This window comes from Streptomyces sp. NBC_01260 (assembly GCF_036226405.1).
In the GTDB taxonomy this organism is placed as follows: domain Bacteria; phylum Actinomycetota; class Actinomycetes; order Streptomycetales; family Streptomycetaceae; genus Streptomyces; species Streptomyces laculatispora.
In genome coordinates this window covers 5,173,241-5,194,141 of the sequence record NZ_CP108464.1, presented here as the reverse complement: position 1 = coordinate 5,194,141, position 20,901 = coordinate 5,173,241, and the positions used below count along the sequence as shown (strand labels likewise).

Genomic DNA, 20,901 nt, shown 5'->3' with positions numbered 1-20,901 from the left:
GGCGGACCTTGTCCCCTCCCGTGACCGGGGCTCCGGCCCGGACCCCGCTCCTCAGACGCCGGAGGGGCTGGGAGCACCAGGGGTCCCGGGCGTCCGGATCAGGGCCAGGGCCTCGTCCCGTACCGCCTTCATCGTCTCTTCCTCGCGGGCCTCGACGTTCAGGCGCAGCAGCGGTTCCGTGTTGGAGGCCCGGAGGTTGAACCACCAGTCCGGGGCCGTGACCGTCAGGCCGTCCAGGTCGTCGGTGGTCACGCCCTCGCGGTCGGCGAACGCCGCTCGTACCTCCGCCGTACGAGCGGGCTGGTCGTCGACCGTGGAGTTGATCTCGCCGGAGCCGGTGTAGCGGTCGTACTGGGCGACCAGGGCGGAGAGGGGTGCCTCCTGGCCGCCCAGGGCGGCCAGGACGTGGAGGGCGGCGAGCATGCCCGTATCCGCGTTCCAGAAGTCCCGGAAGTAGTAGTGCGCCGAGTGCTCACCGCCGAAGATCGCCCCGTGTGCGGCCATCTCCGCCTTGATGAAGGAGTGGCCCACCCTCGTCCGGACCGGGGTGCCGCCGTTCTCGCGTACGACCTCCGGGACCGAATGGGACGTGATCAGGTTGTGGATGACCGTTCCCCGGCCGCCGTTGCGCGCCAGTTCCCGGGCCGCGACCAGGGCGGTGATCGCCGACGGGGAGACTCCCTCGCCCCGCTCGTCCACGACGAAGCAGCGGTCCGCGTCGCCGTCGAAGGCCAGGCCCAGATCGGCGCCCTCGGCCAGCACCCGGGCCTGGAGGTCGACGATGTTCCTGGGGTCCAGGGGGTTGGCCTCGTGGTTCGGGAACGTGCCGTCCAGCTCGAAGTACATCGGGACGAGGTCGACGGGCAGGCCCGCGAAGACCGTGGGGACCGTGTGGCCGCCCATGCCGTTGCCCGCGTCCACGACCACCTTCAGCGGCCGGATCGAGGACAGGTCCACCAGCGACAGCAGGTACGCGGCGTAGTCGGTGAGCGTGTCCCGTGCGGTGATCGTGCCGGAGGCGGCGGCCGGCTGCGGGGTGCCGGTCACGGACCACTGCTCGACCAGGGTGCGGATCTCGGCGAGCCCGGTGTCCTGGCCCACCGGTGCGGCGCCCGCACGGCACATCTTGATGCCGTTGTACTGCGCCGGGTTGTGCGAGGCGGTGAACATCGCGCCCGGCAGGTCCAGCGACCCCGACGCGTAGTACAGCTGGTCCGTCGAGCACAGGCCGATCATCGTGACGTCCGCGCCGCGGGCCGCCGCGCCCCGGGCGAAGGCTCCCGACAGGGCGGGGGACGTGGGGCGCATGTCGTGACCGATCACGATCGCGTCCGCGGCCGTCACCTCGACGAACGCCGCTCCGAACTGCTCGGCCAGGGCTTCGTCCCACTGGTCGGGCACGACTCCGCGAACGTCGTACGCCTTCACGAGCTGCGACAGGTCTGCAGTCACGGGACGGTCCTCCTGAGGGTTTCTTCGGACCGCCAAACTACCCGGCGGCCCGGGTCACCCCGTGCTCCGGGGACGCGGAGCGTCACGGCTCGCGCCCGGGAGACGGACGCCGGCTCAGGAGTCGGGCGAGCGCAGCACGCGGAGGTGGCCCCTGCGGGCGACCTCCGCCGGATCCGCGGTACGAGGACCGCCGCCGCCCCTGGGCCTGTCGCCGCGGTCCTGCGGACGCGCCGCTTCCCGGACGGCGTTGGCGAGCGCTTCGAGGTCGTCACCGCTGGGGCGGACGGGCGCGGAGGGGTCGGAGAGCCGGACGACCTCCCAGCCGCGTGGCGCGGTCAGCCGCTCACTGTGCTCGGCACAGAGGTCGTAGCAGTGGGGCTCGGCGTAGGTGGCGAGCGGGCCGAGGACCGCAGTCGAGTCGGCATAGACGTACGTCAGTGTCGCGACGGCAGGGCGGCCGCACGCGGTGCGCGAACAGCGACGTACAGGGCTCACGATGTTGGACGCTACCGCACTCTTGAGCGGGCTGCGACGACTCTCCCTCAGCTCACCCCACCGTGTCGCCCTGTGACCTCGGGTACGGCCGCCTCCGGGGCAATTGCCCTGACCTGCGCGGCAGCAGAAGGGCGCAGGTCGTCACGGCAACGATTCCGGTCACCACTCGCCCCGGAAACTGTCAGGAGACAGAAGGGCAACGGTCATGAGCGGGGCCTGAAACGGGCTCCCTCGTGGCCGGATTGTTCAAGAGCGGACAGGCCTGTTCCTCCCCGGGCGGCCGCCGTCCGCTCGCCCCGCGGAGCGTTACGCTGCGTCGGTGATGGACAGCCCCGTACCGCCCCACCCGTCCGAGCCGCGACCGCGGCGCCGAGACCGACACGGCCGAGGCATGCGTGGGCCCGTCGCCCCGCCCCAGGTGCCGCTCTCGGCCAGCCGGGCGGACAGCTTCCGTGATCTCGTGCAGGATTCCGTGGAGCGGCTGGAGCGGCGCTGGCCCCAGCTGGCCGAGGTCGACTTCGTGGTCCTCGATGTGCCGAGCACCGGGGAGGAGACCGTTCCGCTGGGGAACGCGCTGTCCGCCGAGAAGGAACGGCCGGCCCAGATCGTCATCTACCGGCGTCCCGTCGAGATCCGCACCAAGAACCGCGACGAGCGTGCGCTGCTGGTGCACGAGGTCGTGGTGGAGCAGGTCGCGGAACTGCTCGGGCTCGCCCCGGAGTCGGTCGACCCGCGGTACGGGCAGGAGTAACGGGGCGGGGGCGGGGGCCGCGTTCACCGGCCCCCGCCACTCGCCCGCGTTCAGTCGTCCAGGACCGACAGGTCCTGCTCGGCCGCCGGTACTTCGACCGTTCCGCCGTCGTCCGGCAGCGTCTGCACCGTGAACATCGGGATGCCGTCCTGCGGAAGAGTGAGCGTGCGGGCGGCGTGGACCGGGCCGCCCGACTGCGTCTGGACCGTCAGCGCGTACGTGCCCTTGAGGCCGGCCGGGACCGGCGGGGTGACCGCGACCGTCGTGCCCGCGGCGACCTTGTACGTCTTGCTGACCGGGGTGCCGCCCTTGCTGCCCGCGGACGCCGTGACCTTCACGGTGCCGGCGGCGCCCGGTGCGGTGAGCGAGAGGACCGAGCCCTTGGCCCGGTTGTCGGCCGCGGTCGCCTGCGCGCCCACCGGGCCGGTCGCCGGGATGTACCCGACCTCCTGCTTGTCGCCCTTGCCCCGGACCACCCGCAGCGCGGCCACCACCGGGGTGGCCCTGCCCTTCTGGTCGGGGGTCAGCAGCAGGGAGCCCGCCTCGCCCCGGGTGAGGTTCTTCAGGTCCACCCCGGCCGTCATCCGCGACTTGACGTGGAGATCCTCGTTCCCCACCGGGGCGAACGCGCCCGTCTTGCCGAGGAGCCGCACCTTCAGGTCCGCGTCGTCCTCGCCGGGGGCGAAGGCCACCAGCCGGACCGAGGTCGCGTCCGCCGGGATGCCGGGCAGCACCAGGGTGCCCGCCGGGGCGGCGGAGGCGGTGAGCCAGTCGCTGCCGGTCTCGCTGTCCGCGGTCCTGACGGCCGCGCCCACCCGTCCGGTACGGGTGGTGACGTGGACGGTCACATCGTCGGCCGCCTTGCTGGTCAGGGTCGAGATCAGGACCCGGACGCCGGATCCGGCGGGGACCGTGATGCCCTCGCCGACATCGGACTTGAGCGTGCCGTCCGGACCGTAGAGCTCGATGTCGGCGACCGCGGCGGTGTCGTCCGGGTTGGTGAGGTTGACGTAGTCCTCGCGGGACTTCGCGGTGCTCGCGGCCGGGAACCAGAAGTCGGTGTCGGGTGCCGTGCAGCTGACCCCGAGCACGCCCCGGGAGTCGCCCGCCTCGACGGTGGTGGTCTGCTGGGCGGTCCAGCCGGGCGCCAGCCGGCCGGTGGCGGTGCCGACGAGGGCGGGGGCGTCCGAACCGGACACGTCGGCGGTGGCCGGCTTGCCGGGCTCCTTGAGGGCGACGACGGGCTTGTCCGAGTCGGCCGTCTTGCCCTTGTCCTTGGCCTTTTCCTTGTCGTCCTTCTTGTCGTCCTTAATAGCGGCCGTGGGTGACTTCAGTTCGGCCGCGCCCGCCTCGCCGCCGCTTTTCGCGGCCGGGGTGAAGGACGTGTACGTGGTCTCCGCGAGATCCGAGAGGCCGGGCGCCGGGCAGAGCAGGCTGGACCGCTCCACGGGCAGCCGGGAAGCTGCCCCGGCCTCCGTCGCACCCCCGTCACCGGGCACGGTGAGCGCGGCGAATCCGGTGACGGCGGCAAGGGCGACGGCCCCCGCGATGAGGGACAGGCTGGTGGACTTCACTCGGACTCGCCTCGCGATGCGTTACCGGTCGGCCACGGGTTCTGGCCCGGGGCGGGGTTCTCGTCGGGATTCTCGCCGGGGCCGGGGGCGTGGTTGGGGTTCTGGCCGGGGTTCTGCGGGTCGTACGGCCGCTGATCGCCGTACTGGCCCGCACCGTACTGGGCGTTGGGGTCGTACTGCGCGGTCGCGTCGTACGGGGCGTTGCCGTACTGATCGGCCGTGCCGTACTGGGCGTTGGGGTCGTACTGGGCATGGGGGTCGTACTGCGGGGTCGCCGCGTCGTACGGAGCGTTGGTGTACTGGCCCTGGCCGTACGCGGTGTAGTCGCCCTGCTGCTGCGGATAGCCGTACTGGTCGTACCCGCCGGCGGGGTTCTGCTGCTGCCCGGCCCCGTGCTGGTCGCCCTGGTACTGGCCTTCCTGGTACTGCGGGTAGTCGGTGCCCTGGTACTGCTGGGCGTCCCATTCCCCGTGCTGCTGCGGCACCGCCGCGTACTGGCCGGTGTCCCCCTCGGCCTGCTGCGGCACCGCCGCGTACTGACCCGTGTCCCCCTCGGCCTGCTGGGGCACGAAGACATCATGGTCGTCGGTGGCCGGCGGTTCCGGTTCGGCCGTCTGCCGGGCCGGGGCGTACTCCGCCCGCTCCTCGCCCGTGTCGACGTCCTCGCCGCCTTCCTCGCCCTCCGCCTGGGCGGCCGCGCGCAGCCTGCGCGCCCGGCGTCCCTCGCCCGCGACCGGCTCGGCGGGGACCGGCACGGTCTCCTCGGGCAGGTCGTCGTCGATCTCCCGGCGGCGGCCCGGAAGGGCCAGGACCAGCAGGACCACGGCGAACGCGACCTGGGCCCAGATCCACGCGGAGTGCGTGAAGGACGTCTCGTACGTGAGGTCCAGCGAGCCGCCCTCGGTGGGGAGATCGAAGCCCTGGGCCCAGCCGTCGACGGTCTTGCGGGTCAGCGCACGGCCGTCGAGCGTGGCCTGCCAGCCGGGGTCGGCGGCGTCGGCAATCCGCAGCACCCGGCCGGCGCCGCCCGCCGGGATCTTGGTGTGTGCCTCGACCGGGCGGGAGCCGACCGGAAGCGGCTCGTCACCGGCGGCGGACGGGACGATCATGATCCGGGCGACCTGGCGGTCGACCCGCCAGAGCGCGCTGCCGTCCAGCTGGCTGAGCCGGCTGAGGCCGGGCGTCGCGTCGAGCACCCGGCTCATCTGCTTCGGCGCCCCGTCCCGCACGAGGACGTAACGGATCGCGAAGCCGCTGAGCTGGCTGCCCTGGTCGGCGCCGGAGCCCGCGACCAGGTTGGCGACGACCTTGTCGAGGTGGCTGTTGCCGCCGCCGGCCGCGGCCAGTTCGGCATCGCCGAGGCGTGCGCCGGAGCCACGGACGAGCGTGTACGCGACGGAGGAGGGCGACGTGCCGCCGAGCACCAGGGTGCGCGGCTGGTCGCGGGTGCTGCTCTCCTCGGCGACGAACGCGGGCACCTGCACCGGGTCGCGCCGCTCCAGCGGGCCCGCGGCGCCACCGATCATCCAGCCGCAGGCGGCCAGCACGGGGGCGATCCCCGCAGCGAGCGCGATCAGGACCGCGACCGGCTGGCGCCAGCCGAAGCTGAGTTCGGCGACGCGTACCCGGGCACCGTCCGCGCCGACCAGCGCGGCGGCGATGAGCGCGGCGCCGTAGACGAGGGTGGCCGGTCCCGCCCAGCCCGAACCGTTGGCGAGCCCGGCGAAGGCCAGGCCCACCAGGGCGACGGCCCAGGCGGTCCGGACCGCGAACTGCCGCTCCCCGCGCAGCAGCGCGGCCAGCGCCGCGAGCACGATGCCGAGCAGCAGGACGCCGCCCGCCGCCTTGGGCCCGCCGGGGCTGATCCCGAGCAGGTCGAGGGCGGAGGCCGATCCCGTACCGGTCTGAAGGCCCGCTTCCTCCAGGAAGGACGAGGGGCTGGTCAGGAGCGAGAGCGACCAGGGCGCCAGGACGAGCAGCGGGGTGCCGACGGCGGCGAGGAAGCGGAGTCCGTAGGCCGTGATGTCGTTGCGGCGCAGCGCCAGGACACCGACGCCGAGGACCACGGCGAGCGGCCACACGATGGGGGTGAACGCCATCGTGAGGGTGAGGAGCAGGGTGTACGCCCAGGTCGCGCGCCAGCTGCCGCGGCTGTTGCCGCCTCCGCGCATCCCGTGTGCGGAGACGGCCGCGCGGGCGATCAGGGGCAGCAGGACGAGCAGTACGGCGGTGCCGAGCCGGCCGGTCGCCAGGGCGCCGGTCGCGGCGGGCAGGAAGGCGTACGCGACACTCGCCCAGGCCCGCAGCAGCCGCGAGGGGATCAGCGGGCGGGAGACGAAGTACGCGGTGAGCCCGGCGAGCGGGACCGAGAAGACCAGCAGCAGGGTGAGCGCGAATCCGGTGGAGCCGAGGAACAGCGCGGACAGGGCCGAGATCACGCCCAGGTAGGGCGGTGCGGTCTGGGTGCCGCCGGTGCCCACGGTGTGCCAGCCGTCCGCGTACCGGCCCCACAGCTCGGAGACGTCGCCGGGTGCGGGCAGCAGGGCGCCGCCGGCCAGCGCGCCGCCGCCGATGAGGCTGCGGCAGGCGACGAGCGAGACCAGGAGCAGGACGGCGAAGAGCACCGGGCCCGGCTTGCGCCCGACCCGCTTCAACTTGGCGAACTGGTCGATCTCCAGGAAGTCGGCGTCGTCGCCGCCCGGTCCGGACTCGACGGCGCCGTGCCGCGAGCCGCCGGTCTCGGCCTCCGTGGAGCGGCCGAAGTTCCCGGCGACCTGTTCGACGGTCGCGCGGACGGTGGCGCCGGGCGCCGGGAAGAGCCCGCGCAGCTCGGCCGGGTCGATGGCGCCCTTGCCGCGTTGGCGGCGGGCCGCGAGGATCCGTCCGGGCCGCAGCAGGGTGCCGAGGAGTCCGGCGACCTCGTCGAGCGCCTGGCCGGGCACCTTGCCGACGAGGTAGGCGAGCGTACGCAGCAGGGTGCCGAGCACCAGCCGGAGCAGCGCCCAGAGCAGCAGCTTGCCGCGGGCGTTGACGAGCATCGTGTAGACGGCGCCGGCCTTGTCGACGCGGTGCGGGCTGGAGACGGAACGACCGGCGCAGTCGATGGGGCGGCGTTCGCGGGCGGACGCCTCGGCGTGCCGCAGGACGGCGTCGGGGGCGACGAGCACCCGGTGGCCGGCCATGTGGGCGCGCCAGCACAGGTCGACGTCGTCGCGCATCAGGGGAAGCCTGCGGTCGAACCCGCCGAGCTCCTCCCACACGTCACGGCGGATCAGCATGCCCGCGGTGGAGACGGACAGGACGGTACGGACCTGGTCGTGCTGGCCCTGGTCCTGCTCGCGCCGGTCGAGTCCGGTCCAGCGGCGCCCGCTGTTGGCGATGGAGACCCCGACTTCGAGGAGCTGCCTGCGGTCGTACCAGCCCCGGAGCTTGGGGCCGACGATCGCCGCGTGCGGGTCGTTGTCGACGACGCGGAGCATCTCGGCGAGTGCGTCGGGATCGGGCGCGCAGTCGTCGTGGAGCAGCCAGAGCCATTGCACCGGTTCGCCGTGCGGCAGTTCGGGCAGGTCGTAGGCGTCGTCGCGCCAGGATCTGGTGACCGGGTCCCAGCCGCTGGGGCGCTTCAGGTACGGCAGGTCGTCCGGGGTGAGGACACCGGCGGTGCGGCTCGCCTCGTCGACGGCGGTGCCGAAGCCCGTACGTCGCGCGAGGTGCAGGACGCGGTCGGCGCCGAGCGCCTCGGTGACCAGTTGCGCGGAGTCGTCGGCGCTGCCGGTGTCGGCGGCGACGACGCTCTGCACGGGGCGTTCCTGCCCGAGCAGCCCGGCGAGTGCGTCGGGCAGCCAGCGCGCGCCGTCGTGGGAGACGAGCACGGCGGTGACGACATGCCGGGGGAACTCTGGGGCGGCGGCGGCCGCGTACGGCGCCGTCGAATGGCTGTGCACGGACATCGAGGTACGGGCCCTCCGGCCGGGTCCGGGGGAACGTACCCCCGGGGGCTGCATCGGTGTACACGCGCGCCCTGTCGGGTCGTTGGCGCGTCTCGGACGGGGCCCCACACTAACGGTACGGACAACCGGGGCCGCGCGGAGCGGTTGAACGAGGGCAACGGCACAGCGGCCGAGAGCGGCGCCCCGGGCCCGGGGCGGCAGCGGCGGGCACGGCAATGGCCCGCCGCCTGCGGGCAGGGTGCAGGCGGCGGGCCATCGGGCGAGCGGGGCCGGGGAACGGTCTGCTCCCGGAGTCCGGCATCTTCGGGCCCGGCATCTTCGGGCCCGGCTCTTCGGGCCCGGCACCTTCCGGTCGGGCTCTTCGGGTCAGGCACCCACGGGCCGGGCCCTTCCGGGCCCGGTGTCCCGGGTGCCCCGGCTGCCGCGCGTCAGATCGCGGCCTTCTTCAGGCGCCGTCGCTCGCGCTCGGAAAGACCGCCCCAGATGCCGAACCGCTCGTCCTTGGAAAGGGCGTACTCAAGGCATTCGGACCGGACTTCACAGGCGAGGCAGACCTTCTTGGCCTCGCGGGTGGATCCGCCCTTCTCGGGAAAAAAGGACTCAGGGTCGGTCTGGGCGCACAGTGCGCGCTCCTGCCAGCCGAGTTCCTCGTCCGCGTCCTCGACCAGCAGTTGCTGGAACAGCTCGGTCATGTGCGCCCCTCGTCTGTCTCTTGCGTCCCCGTGATGCGGCCGTTATCGAATCGGCCGAACGACACGAGTGAAATTACAAGTGTGTAGCTTCGTGCCAGTCAAGCGCAGATCTGCTATTGGGCCCGGTATTCACTCTGCGGCACCAAGGGTATGCGGAAAGTGTTCAAATCACCAAAAACCTGACATCTGCCATGGGCTTCGTCGTGTACCCACCCGTCACAGAGGGAAACTGTCCGGAGGGGGGACACGTTGCAATTCGATCACCGAAGCGATCAAGATCACAGTCGGGTCACGGGGCCGCGACCACGTTTGCGGGTGCGTCTGCTGCGCCACATCTCCGCCGCGAGCGCTGAACAAACCTTTCTCCGCCCGGCACAACCGGATGAGGTGAAACATTGACCCCAAATCGGTCATTGGGTTGACAGTCCGAGGTCCTTCAGCTCTCCTTGATGTCATGCCAGCGACCTCAGCGATGCGCGTCACCCACATCCGTGGGTTCCGCAGCGCTGTCCAGGCTCGCTGTTGCTGTTCCAGCTGTCTCAGCTGTTGAAGCCTTCGCGCTCCAGCCAGACGCAGCTCATCCCGGACCCCCGGATCCTCCCGTGCGGCCTCGCGGCCGTTGGTCACCCGGTCCCCGTGGTCTCGCGACACCCCTGCATCCGCACCCGCACTCCCGTGCACTCCTGCCGAGGAACCACCGCACCCATGAACAGCTACAGCGACCTCCAGATCGCCGGCGACCTCCTTGAGGTCCAGCACCTCCTGCGCCCCGCCCGTGAGCACCCCGCCACGGTGGCGGAGTTCGCCGGGCTCGCCCGCTCCATCGCCGGTGACCGCTCCCGGTGGGCCCCGCTCGTCCAGTACGACGCCACCACCCGCTGGTACCACCGGCTGCTCAGCTTTCCCCAGGCTCCCGGCGCCGATCGAGCAGGGGAGACCCCGCTCGGCTACGACGTCTGGCTGCTCAGCTGGGTCCCGGGCCAGGGCAGCGGACTGCACGACCACGGCCTGTCCTCCGGCGTCCTGACCGTGCTGGAGGGCGAACTGACAGAGCGTACGGACCGCGGAAAGCGGACGCTGGGCCACGGCGCCCAGCGCGTCTTCGCCCCCGGCTACGTCCACGAGGTGGTCAACGACTCCCTCGAACCGGCGGTCAGCCTGCACATCTACTACCCCGGACTGACCGACATGCCGATGCACTCCGCCCAGTGCACCCCGGCCGCGGCCACCGTCTGACGGCCCGCCGCCGGGTACCGCGCTTCGCCTGACAAACTGTCCGCATGCGCATTGTGGTTCTGGCCGGCGGTATCGGTGGTGCTCGTTTTCTGCGTGGCCTCAAGGAGGCCGCGCCCGACGCGGACATCACGGTGATCGGCAACACCGGTGACGACATCCATCTGTTCGGTCTCAAGGTCTGCCCCGACCTCGACACCGTGATGTACACCCTCGGCGGTGGCATCAACGAGGACCAGGGCTGGGGCCGGACCGACGAGAGCTTCCACGTCAAGGAGGAACTCGCGGCCTACGGCGTGGGACCCGACTGGTTCGGGCTCGGCGACCGCGACTTCGCGACCCATATCGTCCGTACGCAGATGCTCGGCGCGGGCTATCCGCTGAGCGCCGTCACGGAGGCGCTCTGTGCGCGCTGGAAGCCGGGGGTCCGGCTGCTGCCGATGTCCGACGACCGGATCGAGACGCATGTGGCGGTCGATGTCGACGGCGAGAGCAGAGCCATCCACTTCCAGGAGTACTGGGTGAAGCTGCGCGCCTCCGTCCCGGCCCAGGCGATCGTGCCCGTCGGCGCCGAGCAGGCCAAGCCGGCGCCGGGCGTCCTGGAGGCGATCTCCTCGGCCGACGTCATCCTCTTCCCGCCGTCGAACCCCGTCGTGTCCGTCGGGACCATCCTCGCCGTGCCCGGTATCCGGGAGGCCATCGCCGAGGCCGGGGTGCCGGTCGTCGGCCTCTCCCCCATCGTCGGTGACGCACCGGTGCGCGGGATGGCGGACAAGGTGCTCGCCGCGGTGGGCGTCGAGTCGACGGCCGCGGCGGTCGCCCAGCACTACGGCTCCGGGCTGCTCGACGGCTGGCTCGTCGACACCGTGGACGCGGGCTCGGTGGACGAGGTGGAGTCCGCGGGCATCCGCTGCCGTTCCGTACCGCTGATGATGACCGATGTCGCCGCCACCGCCGAGATGGCGCGACAGGCGCTGGTTCTCGCCGAAGAGGTACGGGCATGAGCGCGGCCCCGGACGCCGCGCCCTCGTTCCGGGTGTGGGCGCTGCCCGGGATGCCCGAGGTCCGGGCCGGGGACGATCTCGCGAAGCTGATCGCCGCCACCGGGCCCGGCCTCGCCGACGGTGACGTACTGCTGGTCACCTCGAAGATCGTCTCCAAGGCGGAGGGCCGGATCGTCGAGGCCACCGACCGGGAGGCGGCGATCGACGCCGAAACGGTACGGGTGGTGGCGCGGCGCGGCACGCTGCGGATCGTCGAGAACCGGCAGGGCCTGGTCATGGCCGCGGCCGGGGTCGACGCCTCCAATACCCCCGCCGGAACGGTCCTGCTGCTGCCCGAGGACGCCGACGCTTCGGCGCGGGCGATCCGGGAGGGGCTGCGGGACATGCTCGGCGTCGAGGTCGGCGTCATCGTCACCGACACCTTCGGGCGCCCGTGGCGCAACGGGCTGACCGATGTCGCGATCGGGGCGGCCGGGGTGCGGGTGCTGGACGATCTGCGGGGCGGGAGCGACGCGTACGGCAATCCGCTGAGCGCGACCGTGGTCGCCACCGCCGACGAACTGGCCTCGGCCGGGGATCTGGTCAAGGGCAAGGCGAACGGGCTGCCGGTGGCGGTGGTGCGCGGGCTCGGCCATGTCGTGGACCCGGCCGGTGCCGGGGGCGCACGGGCGATGGTGCGGGTCGCGGCCGACGACATGTTCCGGCTGGGGACGTCCGAGGCGGTCCGGGAGGCGATGACCCAGCGGCGCACGGTGCGCGAGTTCACCGACGACCCGGTGGACCCCGGTGCGGTGCGGCGGGCCGTGGCCGCGGCGGTCACGGCGCCCGCGCCGCACCACACGACGCCGTGGCGGTTCGTGCTGCTGGAGTCGCGGGACTCGCGGACCCGGCTGCTGGACGCGATGCGGGATGCGTGGATCGCGGATCTGCGGCGTGACGGGAAGAGCGAGGAGTCGGTCGCCAAGCGGGTGCGGCGGGGCGATGTGCTGCGCCGGGCGCCGTACCTGGTGGTGCCGTGTCTGGTGATGGACGGCTCTCACACGTACGGGGACGAGCGGCGGGACGCGGCGGAGCGCGAGATGTTCGTGGTGGCCGCGGGTGCCGGGATCCAGAACTTCCTGGTCGCGCTGGCCGGTGAGCAGCTGGGGTCGGCGTGGGTGTCCTCGACGATGTTCTGCCGCGATGTCGTGCGGGAGGTGCTGGAGCTGCCCCCGTCGTGGGATCCGTTGGGCGCGGTGGCGGTGGGGCGGGCCGCGGTGTCGCCTCCGGCGCGGGGGGTCCGTGACGCGGAGGGGTTTATCGCGGTCCGGTGAGGCTGTGGCCGTGTGTGAGGGGTGGGTTTCGGGGCTCTGCCCCGGACCCCGGTCCTCAATCGCCGGACGGGCTGATTGGGCCAAGCCCGGCGGAAACGTGCGTTGAGGGCTGAGATGGCCGAGCAGGCTGCGAGGGCGGGCTGGATCTTGCCGAGGCCTACAGGCGGGCGATGTCGCCTCTCGTCATTCTCGGGGCGTGGCGGGGTGGAGTGTTGCCGGAGAGCATGATCAGGCGGGTGGCCCGGTGGCGTTGCCCCTCGTAGGGGGAGAGCAGGGCCAGCATCTCCTCGTCGTCTGCGTTCCGGTTGCCGGCCAGCGCGTGGCCGACGATGCCGGGCAGGTGGAGGTCGCCGACCGTCACCGCGTCCGGGGCGCCGTTCGCCCGTTGCAGGGTCTCGGCGGCGGTCCAGGGGCCGATGCCCGGGATCGCCTGGAGCCGGGCCATCGCCTCGGGCAGCTCCATGGCGGCCGCCTCCTCCATGCGGCGGGCCACCCGGACCGCGCGCAGGATCGTCGCGGAGCGCTTGCTGTCGACGCCCGCGCGGTGCCACTCCCAGGACGGGATCAGCGACCAGGTGCGGGCGTCCGGCATGACGTACAGGCCGTACTCCTGCGGGCCGGGGGCGGGCTCCCCGTACTTGCGGACCAGGAGCCGCCAGGCGCGGTACGCCTCGTCCGTGGTGACCTTCTGTTCCAGGACCGACGGGATCAGGGACTCCATCACCAGGCCGGTGCGCAGCAGCCGCAGTCCCGGACGGCGGTGGTGGGTCACCGCGAGCAGCCGGTGGCGCGGGGTGAAGGCCTCCGGTTCGTCAGCCGCGCCCAGCAGCGTCGGCAGCTGGTCCAGCAGCCAGGACGCGCCGGGCCCCCAGGCAGCCGCCTCGATCCGGCCGTCGCGGACGACGACATGGAGGGTGCCGGGGCCCGCGGGGGTGCGGCTGGCCCGTCGGACGGAGCCGTCCGCGGACATCCGGAAGGTGGGGTCGGCGGGGCCCCGGCGCAGCGGGCCCAGGACGAGCCGCAGGTCGAACGGGCCCGGCGGGGTCCAGTCGCGGGTCAGCGCCGCCGGTTCGGGCGTCGTCACCTGGCGCGGAACGGCCGCGTGCGGAGCGCTGCGGGGAGCGAATCGTCCTGCCACGGGTGAGGTCCTCGGTAGTCGGGGGTGCCTGTCGAGAGTACGGCTGATTCCGGCCAGTCGGGGTGTCCTGGGAGGAGTGGCTCGCCCCGGTCATTCGTCCGAGGAGAAGCGCACCGACGCGGCGGGCAGGTGTGCCCCGCACCAGATCCGGATGCCGTCGCGCAGTTCGTTGTCGGCGCCGACCTTGGCCCCGTCGCCGATGACCGCGCCGGCCAGCACCGTACGGCTGCCGATCCTGGCACCTGCTCCGACCAGGGAGTCCGTGATCACCGCTCCCGGTTCGACGACCGCGCCCGCCAGCACGGTGGAGCCCTCGATCCTGGCGCCCGCGCCGATGACGGCGTCGGCGCCGATGACCGTACCGCCGGTGAGTTTGGCGTCGGGGGCGACGGAGGCCGTCGGCAGCACGAGCCGGTCGCCGCACCGGCCGGGGACGGCCGGGGAGGGGGCGCGGCCCAGCACCAGGTCGGCGGAACCGCGTATGAAGGCCTGCGGGGTGCCGAGATCCAGCCAGTACGTGGAGTCGACCATGCCCTGGAGATGGGCGCCGGAGGCGAGCAGTCCGGGGAAGGTCTCGCGCTCCACCGAGACCGGGCGGCCGGCCTCGATGGTGTCGATGACCGAACGGCGGAAGATGTACGCCCCCGCGTTCACCTGGTCGGTGACGATCTCCTCGGGGGTCTGCGGCTTCTCCAGGAACGCGGTGACCCGGCCGGTGTCGTCCGTCGGGACGAGGCCGAAGGCGCGGGGGTCGTCGACCCGGGTGAGGTGGAGCGAGACGTCGGCCCCGGAGTCGGCGTGCGAGGTGACCAGCGCCCGGATGTCGAGGCCGGTGAGGATGTCGCCGTTGAAGATGAGGACGGGTTCGTCCGGGCCGGAGGTGAGCCGTGCCGCGACGTTGCGGATGGCGCCGCCGGTGCCGAGCGGTTCGCGTTCGGTGACGTACTCGATGTGGAGGCCGAGTTCCGAACCGTCACCGAAGTGCGGCTCGAAGACCTCCGCCAGGTACGACGTCGCGAGGACGATGTGCTCGACCCCGGCGGCCCGTGCACGCGCCAGTTGGTGCGTGAGGAAGGGGACGCCTGCTGCCGGAACCATGGGTTTCGGGGTGTGCACCGTGAGCGGGCGCAGCCGGGTTCCCTTGCCGCCGACCAGGAGAATCGCTTCTTTTGCCTCTGTCACAGCACTGTCTCTGCTTCCTGCTGGGGCCGGGCCTGGTTTCGGCTGGCCAGTTTATGCAGACCGGACGGAGTGTCCTTGGTCAGCAGCCCGCAGCAGGCCCCGGGCGCCGACGGCGCCCTTCGTCTCCTTCCCCGTCAGCGGCCCTGGAGCCGGGCCGAACTGGTCCGGGTCGTGCCGAGCTTCTTGTAGAGACGTGCTCCGGGGCATTCGGTTGCGAAACCGTCCCGGTGGCCGGAGATGACGTTGAGTTCGACCACCTTGCCCTTCTTGTACTTGTTGCTTCCGGCCGAGACCAGGTTCACCTTGCCCTTCGGATTGGCCTCGAAGAGACCGAGCTTCCAGGCGGTGAGCTCCGCGACGGCGTCGACCGCCGCGGCGGGCGGGTCGGAGTTGCTGAAGGTCCCGAGCACCGCGATGCCCATGGTGTTGGTGTTGAAGCCGAGGGTGTGCGCGCCCATGACGGCCTTCGTCACGCCGCCGGCCCGGCCCTCGTAGATGTTTCCGCACCTGTCGACGGCGAAGTTGTAGCCGATGTCCCGCCAGCCGTTGCTCTTGACGTGGTACCGGTAGATGCCGCGCAGCACCGAGGGCGCCTGGGAGCAGGCGTAGTTGTTGCCGGTGGCGCTGTGGTGGATGAAGGCCGCCTTGACGGTCTTGGTGTACGCGAAGGCGCGTTCGCGGATCTTCTCGTCGGCACCCCAGCCCTTGCGGGTGATGATGCGCGGGCGGGGCCCGATGTACGGCTTGGCGCCCGGCGCGTAGCCGGCGGCCGCGTCGGTCGCGGACCGGCTCAGGGCGGGGAGCGCGGTGGCGCCCTCCGGTGCGGCGCGGTCGGCGCCGGCGGCGCCGGTGGCGGGGAGCTCCTGCGGGTCCTCGCCGGGGTCGACGAGTTCGAGGTGCAGCCCGGCGGGCAGCGGTACGGGGGTGGCGGAGGCGTCCCGGGTGCCGGGGGCCTCGGGGTTCACCCGGACCTGGACGCCGTCGGATGCGCCGACCCAGAGCGGGGCGGTGGAACCCCGGACGGCACCCGACTCGCGTTCGGCGGTGCCGGGGTCGGCGGAGTGCTCGGCATTGTGCGTCTCCAGGTCCTGCCAGCCGGACCAGCGGCCGGTGCCGGTGGAGCGGGTACGGACCTGGGCGGTGCCGTGGAGTTCGGTGTTCACGTCGTCCCAGACGACGCCGACCATCGAGAACGCGTGGACGTCGCGCTCGGTCAGCCCTTGTCCGGCCGCTGGAGCGGGTTCACCGGTGGCCCGCGCGGAGGTGGCGGACAGCGGGGCCAGGGCCAGCGACTGCGTCGAACCGGGGAGCGCGGCGGGCTCGGACGCCTCGGCGGGCGCGGAGCCCGCGGTGGTCGAGTGGGCGGGGGTGTCGGGGGCGGCGCCCGCGGGCGCGGCGAGCGGCAGCACGAGGGCTGCCGCGCAGGTGACACCTATGGAGGATGCAATGAAGGCACGCATACAGATGATCCTGGGCACAATCAGACAACTCCGGCGACTGGTGTTTCTTCCGGCAATTGACGGCCCGTCTGCCGAACCGGTGTACGAGGTACCCGCCGCACCCGGCCCGGCCCGCCACCGCCCCGTACCCTTGCGCGGATGAACGCCAGCGACCGCACCCCTGCCGACCTGCTGCGTTCCGCGCTTGCCGCGGACCCGGCCCGCCCCATGGTCACTTTCTACGACGACGCCACCGGAGAACGCGTCGAACTGTCGGTGGCCACCTTCGCCAATTGGGTGGCCAAGACCGCCAACCTGCTGCAGGGCGACCTCGCCGCGGAGCCCGGCGACCGGCTCGCGCTGCTGCTCCCCGCCCACTGGCAGTCCGCGGTCTGGCTGCTCGCCTGCTCCTCGGTCGGCGTCGTCGCCGAGGTGCAGGGTGACCCCGCTGCCGCCGACCTCGTCGTCACCGGACCGGACACGCTGGAGGCGGCGCGGGCCTGCCGCGGTGAGCGGATCGCGCTGGCGCTGCGCCCGATGGGCGGCAGGTTCCCGCAGCCGCCCGAGGGCTTCTCGGACTACGCGGTGGAGGTGCCGGGCCAGGGCGACCGGTTCGCGCCGTTCGCCCCGGTGGACCCGGAGGCCCCGGCGCTGACCGTGGACGATATCGCGCTCAGCTCGGCGCAGCTGGTCGCGCGGGCCCGCGAGGACGGTGCCGCGCTGGGCCTGGGCGCCGGATCGCGGCTGCTCTCGGGACGTTCGTACGACACCTGGGACGGCCTCAGCGCCGGACTCTTCGCGCCGCTGGCGACCGGGGGTTCCGTGGTCCTGTGCCGGCACCTCGGGGAGCTGGGCGAGGACGGTCTGGCGCAGCGCGTCGAGAGCGAGCGGGTCACCCGGACCGTGTGACAGCGGCCTGCGCGACGGCGCTCCGCGCGGCAGCGGGGCGCCGCGGTACGACAAGCGGTCCGAGGGCCACCCGTCCGGCCCATCGTGGGCCGAGCCCTCCGGGCTGGGCTTCAACTCCGGTACATGATCTGCGGTACAGACCACTCAAGGCACAACCAAGCGTGAGGTTCAGCCGTCTACTTCTGCAACCGACGGCCCATCGCGCCGCCGAACGTGAAGGATGGACGCAGACGTGACCGAAAGTGGCGGCACTCCGACCGATCCCGACAACTCGGCCGCAGGCGGGGACGAGACGCCGGACGGGTCGCCCCATGCGGAGCGCGGCGAGAAGCCGGCGCCTGAAATCGCCTCGGAGAACGCCGCGCAGGACGCATCCGAGCGCGCTTCGCAGGACACCCCCGCGAGTGCCCCCGGCAGCGCCCCGGGCGGCGAGACGCGCAGCGGACCGGGCGACGGCTCTTCGAACGGCCCGCCGCCTGCGGGCTCCGGGCCGGGTCCGGCCCTCGGCATCACCGTCAAGCGCAAGCGGCACTGGCTGCGCTGGACCGCGCTCGGGGCCTCGTTCGTCGTCCTCGTCGCCGCGGGCACCGGCTGGTGGCTGTACAAGAAGCTCGACGGCAACATCAGGACGGACACCTCCGCGGCCGCCGAGCTCAAGGCGTACGAGAAGGAGCGCCCCGCGTCCGTCGTCCATGACGCGGAGAACATCCTGCTCATCGGCTCCGACAGCCGGGCCGGGGACAACCGCAAGTACGGCCGCGACGACGGTGGCAGCCAGCGCTCGGACACCACGATCCTGCTGCACCTGGCCGCGAACCGGAAAAGCGCCACCGCGATGTCCATCCCACGCGATCTGATGGCGAACATCCCGGCCTGCCACAAGCCGGACAAAACCGCCAGCAAGCCGCAGTTCGCCCAGTTCAACTGGGCTTTCGAGTTCGGTGGAACCGCCTGCACCATCCGCACCGTCGAGAAGATGACGGGCGTCCGCATCGACCACTACATGGTCGTCGACTTCAACGGCTTCAAGGACATGGTCGACGCGGTGAACGGTGTCGAGATGTGCCTCAAGGAGCCGATCAACGACACCGCGGCCCACCTCAAACTCCCGTCCGGCCGCCAGAAGCTCGACGGCGAGCAGGCGCTGGGGTACGTACGGGTCCGCAAGTCGATCGGCAACGGCAGCGACACCGAACGGATGGACCGCCAGCAGCAGTTCCTGGGCGCGCTCGTCAACAAGGTCCAGAGCAACGGCGTGCTGCTCAATCCGACCCGGCTCTACCCGGTGCTGGACGCGGCGACGAAGGCGCTGACCACCGACCCGGGGCTGGACACCCTGAAGGACCTCTACGAACTGGTACGCGGCATGCGCAACGTACCGACGGACAAGGTTCAGTTCCTGACCGTGCCCCGGCAGCCGTACGCCGCCAACCGAAACCGGGACGAACTGGTACAGCCCGCTGCGGACCGGCTCTTCAAGCAACTGCGCGACGACAAGCCACTCGCGGTGGTTCCGGCAGATCAGCTCAACGGTGACGACGGCAAGAACAGCGGCGACGGGGAGGGTTCAGAACATTCACAGGACGAAGACGGCAACAGCCGGTCCGGCAAGGGGCCCACGGGCGGGAAATCGGGTGCTGCGGGCGCCCCTGCCCCCAGTCCCACCCCCACCTATTCGGGCAACAACGCGGCGACCGACCTGTGCAAGCAGTAAAGCAATTACCAAGCGGACATCAACGTTCGGCGTGCAATGGGAAGAATGCCCGCTTGTAAGGGGCGTGGAATGTGTCACGCCCATCGCTCGGCGCCGAACTGGACGGATAGTGTGACGCGATCCGGTTGCTACCGGCCCTCGGGCCGAGCACTTCCGGAGCGAAAGATTGAGCGCCTTATCGGGGAAGGCGCCTCGCGTGGCACCGACGGAGGACTCAAGCAACCGTGGATGCACAAAGCCGTGGGCGGGCGGAGAACATCGATCCCGCAGACCAATGGGTCCTCAACCCGGACACCGGCGACTACGAACTGCGACTGAACCAATCCGGAGGGGATTCGGGCGGCAGCCCGAGCACTTCGGCCCCGCGCGGCTCCCGGCGCAGAGACGCCGTCCGCGAGGACGGCGGCCGGCGGCGGGACTCCCCGCGCGACGGCGCCGGACGTGGTGCCGGTCCGAGCCGCGAAGTGCCCAGGCAGGGCGGTCGCCGTTCGGCCCGCGGCCAGGAGGGATCGGGCTCGTCCTCGTCCTCGAACGAGAACAGCGCCGGCCGCCGCAAGCGCAAGGCCCCGAAGGCCCGCCGCAAGAAGGCGCTGCTCTGGACGGGCGGCGTGATGGCCTTCCTGCTCGTCGGAGTCTCGGTCGGCGGTTACGCGCTGTACCAGCACTTCAACGGCAACCTGAACTCCGTGGACATCGGCAACGCCGGCAACAAGGACGTCGTCACCGCCAACGCGCCCCTGAACATATTGGTCATCGGTACGGACAAGCGCACCGGCAAGGGCAATGAGGGCTACGGCGACAAGGGCAGTACCGGCCACGCCGACACCAACATCCTGTTCCACGTCTCCAAGGACCGCACCAACGCCACGGCGCTGAGCATCCCCCGCGACCTCATCACCGACATCCCGGACTGCACGACCAAGCAGCCGGACAACTCGGAGAAGGTCATCCCGGGCACCCAGAACATCCGGTTCAACGTCAGCCTCGGCCAGGAGGGCCGTGACCCGGGCTGCACGATGGAAACCGTCAAGCAGATCACCGGCCTGAAGGTCGACCACTTCATGATGGTCGACTTCAACGCGGTCAAGGAACTGTCCACGGCCGTCGGTGGCGTCAAGGTCTGCCTCGCCAGGGCGGTCAAGGACAAGGACTCCCACCTCGACCTGCCGGAGGGCCCGAGCAAGATCCAGGGCGAGCAGGCGCTGGCCTTCGTACGGACCCGGCACAGCTTCGGCAATCAGAGCGACCTGGACCGGATCAAGGTCCAGCAGCAGTTCATCGGATCGATGATCCGGCAGATGAAGTCGGACGACACCCTGACCAGCCCGACGAAGCTGTTCAAGCTGGCGGACGCGGCCACGAAGGCCCTGACGGTCGACAAGGCCATCGGCTCCGTGCCGAAGCTGACCACGCTCGCCAAGGAACTCACCAAGATCGACACGAAGAACATCTCGTTCGTGACGCTTCCGGTGATCGACAACCCGGCCGAGCCCAAGCCGATCACGGTGGTCCTGGACCCGGTGAAGGCGCCCCAGCTGTTCTCGATGATGCAGGCGGACACCTCACTGACCGAGGTGGCCGCGCAGAAGAAGGCGGCCAAGGGCAAGCAGGACGCGCTCCTCAAGGGCACCAAGGCCGCCGCCGCCGACGTACGCGTCGATGTCTACAACGGCGGCAAGATCGCCGGCGGGGCCCAGCAGACCGTGACCTGGCTGCAGAACACCAAGGGCGTCCTCAAGTCCACGAACAAGTCCAACGCCCCGGCGAAGGCCGCCAGGACGACGCTGGAGTACGCGCCGAACCAGGCCGACCAGGCCCGCGCACTCGCCGCGATGATGGGGCTCCCCGGATCGGCGCTCAAGAAGGGCACCGCCGATGCGGAAGGTCTCCAGGCGATGGTGCTGACGCTGGGGGCGGACTTCAAGGGCGCCGGCACTCCCATCACCGGTCCGGCCAAGATCGACATTCCGAAGGCCAGTGCCGACAAGGCAGAGTGCGCCAAGTGACACCGGGTCACCGCGCGATATCGCGAGTCTGAGCAGCAGGGGGGTCCCG

Annotated in this window: 15 protein-coding genes; 7 read left to right on the top strand and 8 right to left on the bottom strand. The window is 71.7% G+C overall.

Annotation, left to right across the window (positions count from 1 at the left end):
* Positions 1 to 51 precede the first annotated feature (51 nt).
* The gene (locus tag OG322_RS23090; RefSeq protein WP_124284157.1) at positions 52 to 1,452 is read right to left on the bottom strand and encodes a phosphomannomutase/phosphoglucomutase; all 1,401 of its coding nucleotides are present in this window, start codon (positions 1,450 to 1,452) and stop codon (positions 52 to 54) included.
* A 114-nt stretch (positions 1,453 to 1,566) separates the two neighbouring features.
* Positions 1,567 to 1,947 carry a DUF3499 domain-containing protein gene (locus tag OG322_RS23085; RefSeq protein ID WP_123459686.1) on the bottom strand — a complete coding sequence of 127 codons (381 nt, stop codon included), beginning with the start codon at positions 1,945 to 1,947 and terminating at the stop codon, positions 1,567 to 1,569.
* 322 nt (positions 1,948 to 2,269) lie between these two features.
* Here OG322_RS23085 and OG322_RS23080 point away from each other — a divergent pair, with 322 nt between their 5' ends.
* The gene (locus OG322_RS23080) at positions 2,270 to 2,698 is read left to right on the top strand and encodes a metallopeptidase family protein (protein WP_123459687.1); all 429 of its coding nucleotides are present in this window, start codon (positions 2,270 to 2,272) and stop codon (positions 2,696 to 2,698) included.
* 50 nt (positions 2,699 to 2,748) lie between these two features.
* Here OG322_RS23080 and OG322_RS23075 read toward each other — a convergent pair whose 3' ends face one another.
* From OG322_RS23075 to OG322_RS23065, 3 genes are all read right to left on the bottom strand, one after another.
* Entirely contained in the window at positions 2,749 to 4,272 is a 1,524-nt protein-coding gene (locus OG322_RS23075; protein WP_329306865.1) for a DUF5719 family protein, read from the bottom strand.
* Entirely contained in the window at positions 4,269 to 8,222 is a 3,954-nt protein-coding gene (locus OG322_RS23070; protein WP_123459689.1) for a glycosyltransferase, read from the bottom strand. Before OG322_RS23070 ends, OG322_RS23075 begins: the two co-directional genes overlap by 4 nt.
* Before the next feature lie 428 nt (positions 8,223 to 8,650).
* Positions 8,651 to 8,914: a WhiB family transcriptional regulator gene (locus OG322_RS23065; RefSeq protein WP_024494319.1), complete on the bottom strand. Its 264-nt coding sequence runs from the start codon at positions 8,912 to 8,914 to the stop codon at positions 8,651 to 8,653.
* 705 nt (positions 8,915 to 9,619) lie between these two features.
* Here OG322_RS23065 and OG322_RS23060 point away from each other — a divergent pair.
* From OG322_RS23060 to OG322_RS23050, 3 genes are read left to right on the top strand one after another with little or no spacing between them, the layout of a single operon-like run.
* Positions 9,620 to 10,150, top strand: a complete 531-nt coding sequence (locus tag OG322_RS23060; RefSeq protein WP_123459691.1) for a cysteine dioxygenase — start codon at positions 9,620 to 9,622, stop codon at positions 10,148 to 10,150.
* A gap of 44 nt (positions 10,151 to 10,194) precedes the next feature.
* Positions 10,195 to 11,151, top strand: coding sequence for a 2-phospho-L-lactate transferase (gene cofD / locus OG322_RS23055; RefSeq protein WP_123459692.1), 957 nt, complete (start codon positions 10,195 to 10,197; stop codon positions 11,149 to 11,151).
* Complete coding sequence (locus tag OG322_RS23050; RefSeq protein WP_124284163.1) at positions 11,148 to 12,464, top strand: coenzyme F420-0:L-glutamate ligase; 1,317 nt, start codon at positions 11,148 to 11,150, stop codon at positions 12,462 to 12,464. The genes cofD and OG322_RS23050 overlap by 4 nt, the downstream gene beginning before the upstream one ends.
* A gap of 157 nt (positions 12,465 to 12,621) precedes the next feature.
* Here the strand turns inward: OG322_RS23050 and OG322_RS23045 are convergent, their stop codons facing one another.
* The 3 genes from OG322_RS23045 to OG322_RS23035 all read right to left on the bottom strand — a co-directional run bounded on the left by OG322_RS23045 (position 12,622) and on the right by OG322_RS23035 (position 16,244).
* Positions 12,622 to 13,602, bottom strand: coding sequence for a DNA-3-methyladenine glycosylase family protein (locus OG322_RS23045; protein ID WP_123459694.1), 981 nt, complete (start codon positions 13,600 to 13,602; stop codon positions 12,622 to 12,624).
* Between the two features lie 90 nt (positions 13,603 to 13,692).
* Positions 13,693 to 14,784: a nucleotidyltransferase family protein gene (locus tag OG322_RS23040; protein WP_123459695.1), complete on the bottom strand. Its 1,092-nt coding sequence runs from the start codon at positions 14,782 to 14,784 to the stop codon at positions 13,693 to 13,695.
* A 134-nt stretch (positions 14,785 to 14,918) separates the two neighbouring features.
* Positions 14,919 to 16,244, bottom strand: coding sequence for a peptidoglycan recognition protein family protein (locus tag OG322_RS23035; protein WP_124284164.1), 1,326 nt, complete (start codon positions 16,242 to 16,244; stop codon positions 14,919 to 14,921).
* A 138-nt stretch (positions 16,245 to 16,382) separates the two neighbouring features.
* On the opposite strand from OG322_RS23035, the gene OG322_RS23030 reads away from it, so the two are divergent.
* The 3 genes from OG322_RS23030 to OG322_RS23020 all read left to right on the top strand — a co-directional run bounded on the left by OG322_RS23030 (position 16,383) and on the right by OG322_RS23020 (position 20,852).
* Positions 16,383 to 17,132, top strand: coding sequence for a TIGR03089 family protein (locus tag OG322_RS23030; RefSeq protein WP_123459697.1), 750 nt, complete (start codon positions 16,383 to 16,385; stop codon positions 17,130 to 17,132).
* A 232-nt stretch (positions 17,133 to 17,364) separates the two neighbouring features.
* The gene (locus OG322_RS23025) at positions 17,365 to 18,846 is read left to right on the top strand and encodes an LCP family protein (protein WP_123459698.1); all 1,482 of its coding nucleotides are present in this window, start codon (positions 17,365 to 17,367) and stop codon (positions 18,844 to 18,846) included.
* A 224-nt stretch (positions 18,847 to 19,070) separates the two neighbouring features.
* Positions 19,071 to 20,852 carry an LCP family protein gene (locus OG322_RS23020; RefSeq protein WP_266411862.1) on the top strand — a complete coding sequence of 594 codons (1,782 nt, stop codon included), beginning with the start codon at positions 19,071 to 19,073 and terminating at the stop codon, positions 20,850 to 20,852.
* Positions 20,853 to 20,901 lie beyond the last annotated feature (49 nt).

What these genes read in the sequence shown, in the direction of transcription:
- cofD (WP_123459692.1), top strand. Translation starts at nt 10,195, where the DNA reads ATGCGCATTGTGGTTCTGGCCGGCGGTATCGGTGGTGCTCGTTTTCTG.
- OG322_RS23060 (WP_123459691.1), top strand. Translation starts at nt 9,620, where the DNA reads ATGAACAGCTACAGCGACCTCCAGATCGCCGGCGACCTCCTTGAGGTC.
- OG322_RS23050 (WP_124284163.1), top strand. Translation starts at nt 11,148, where the DNA reads ATGAGCGCGGCCCCGGACGCCGCGCCCTCGTTCCGGGTGTGGGCGCTG.
- OG322_RS23035 (WP_124284164.1), bottom strand. Translation starts at nt 16,244, where the DNA reads ATGCGTGCCTTCATTGCATCCTCCATAGGTGTCACCTGCGCGGCAGCC.
- OG322_RS23065 (WP_024494319.1), bottom strand. Translation starts at nt 8,914, where the DNA reads ATGACCGAGCTGTTCCAGCAACTGCTGGTCGAGGACGCGGACGAGGAA.
- OG322_RS23030 (WP_123459697.1), top strand. Translation starts at nt 16,383, where the DNA reads ATGAACGCCAGCGACCGCACCCCTGCCGACCTGCTGCGTTCCGCGCTT.
- OG322_RS23080 (WP_123459687.1), top strand. Translation starts at nt 2,270, where the DNA reads ATGGACAGCCCCGTACCGCCCCACCCGTCCGAGCCGCGACCGCGGCGC.
- OG322_RS23070 (WP_123459689.1), bottom strand. Translation starts at nt 8,222, where the DNA reads ATGTCCGTGCACAGCCATTCGACGGCGCCGTACGCGGCCGCCGCCGCC.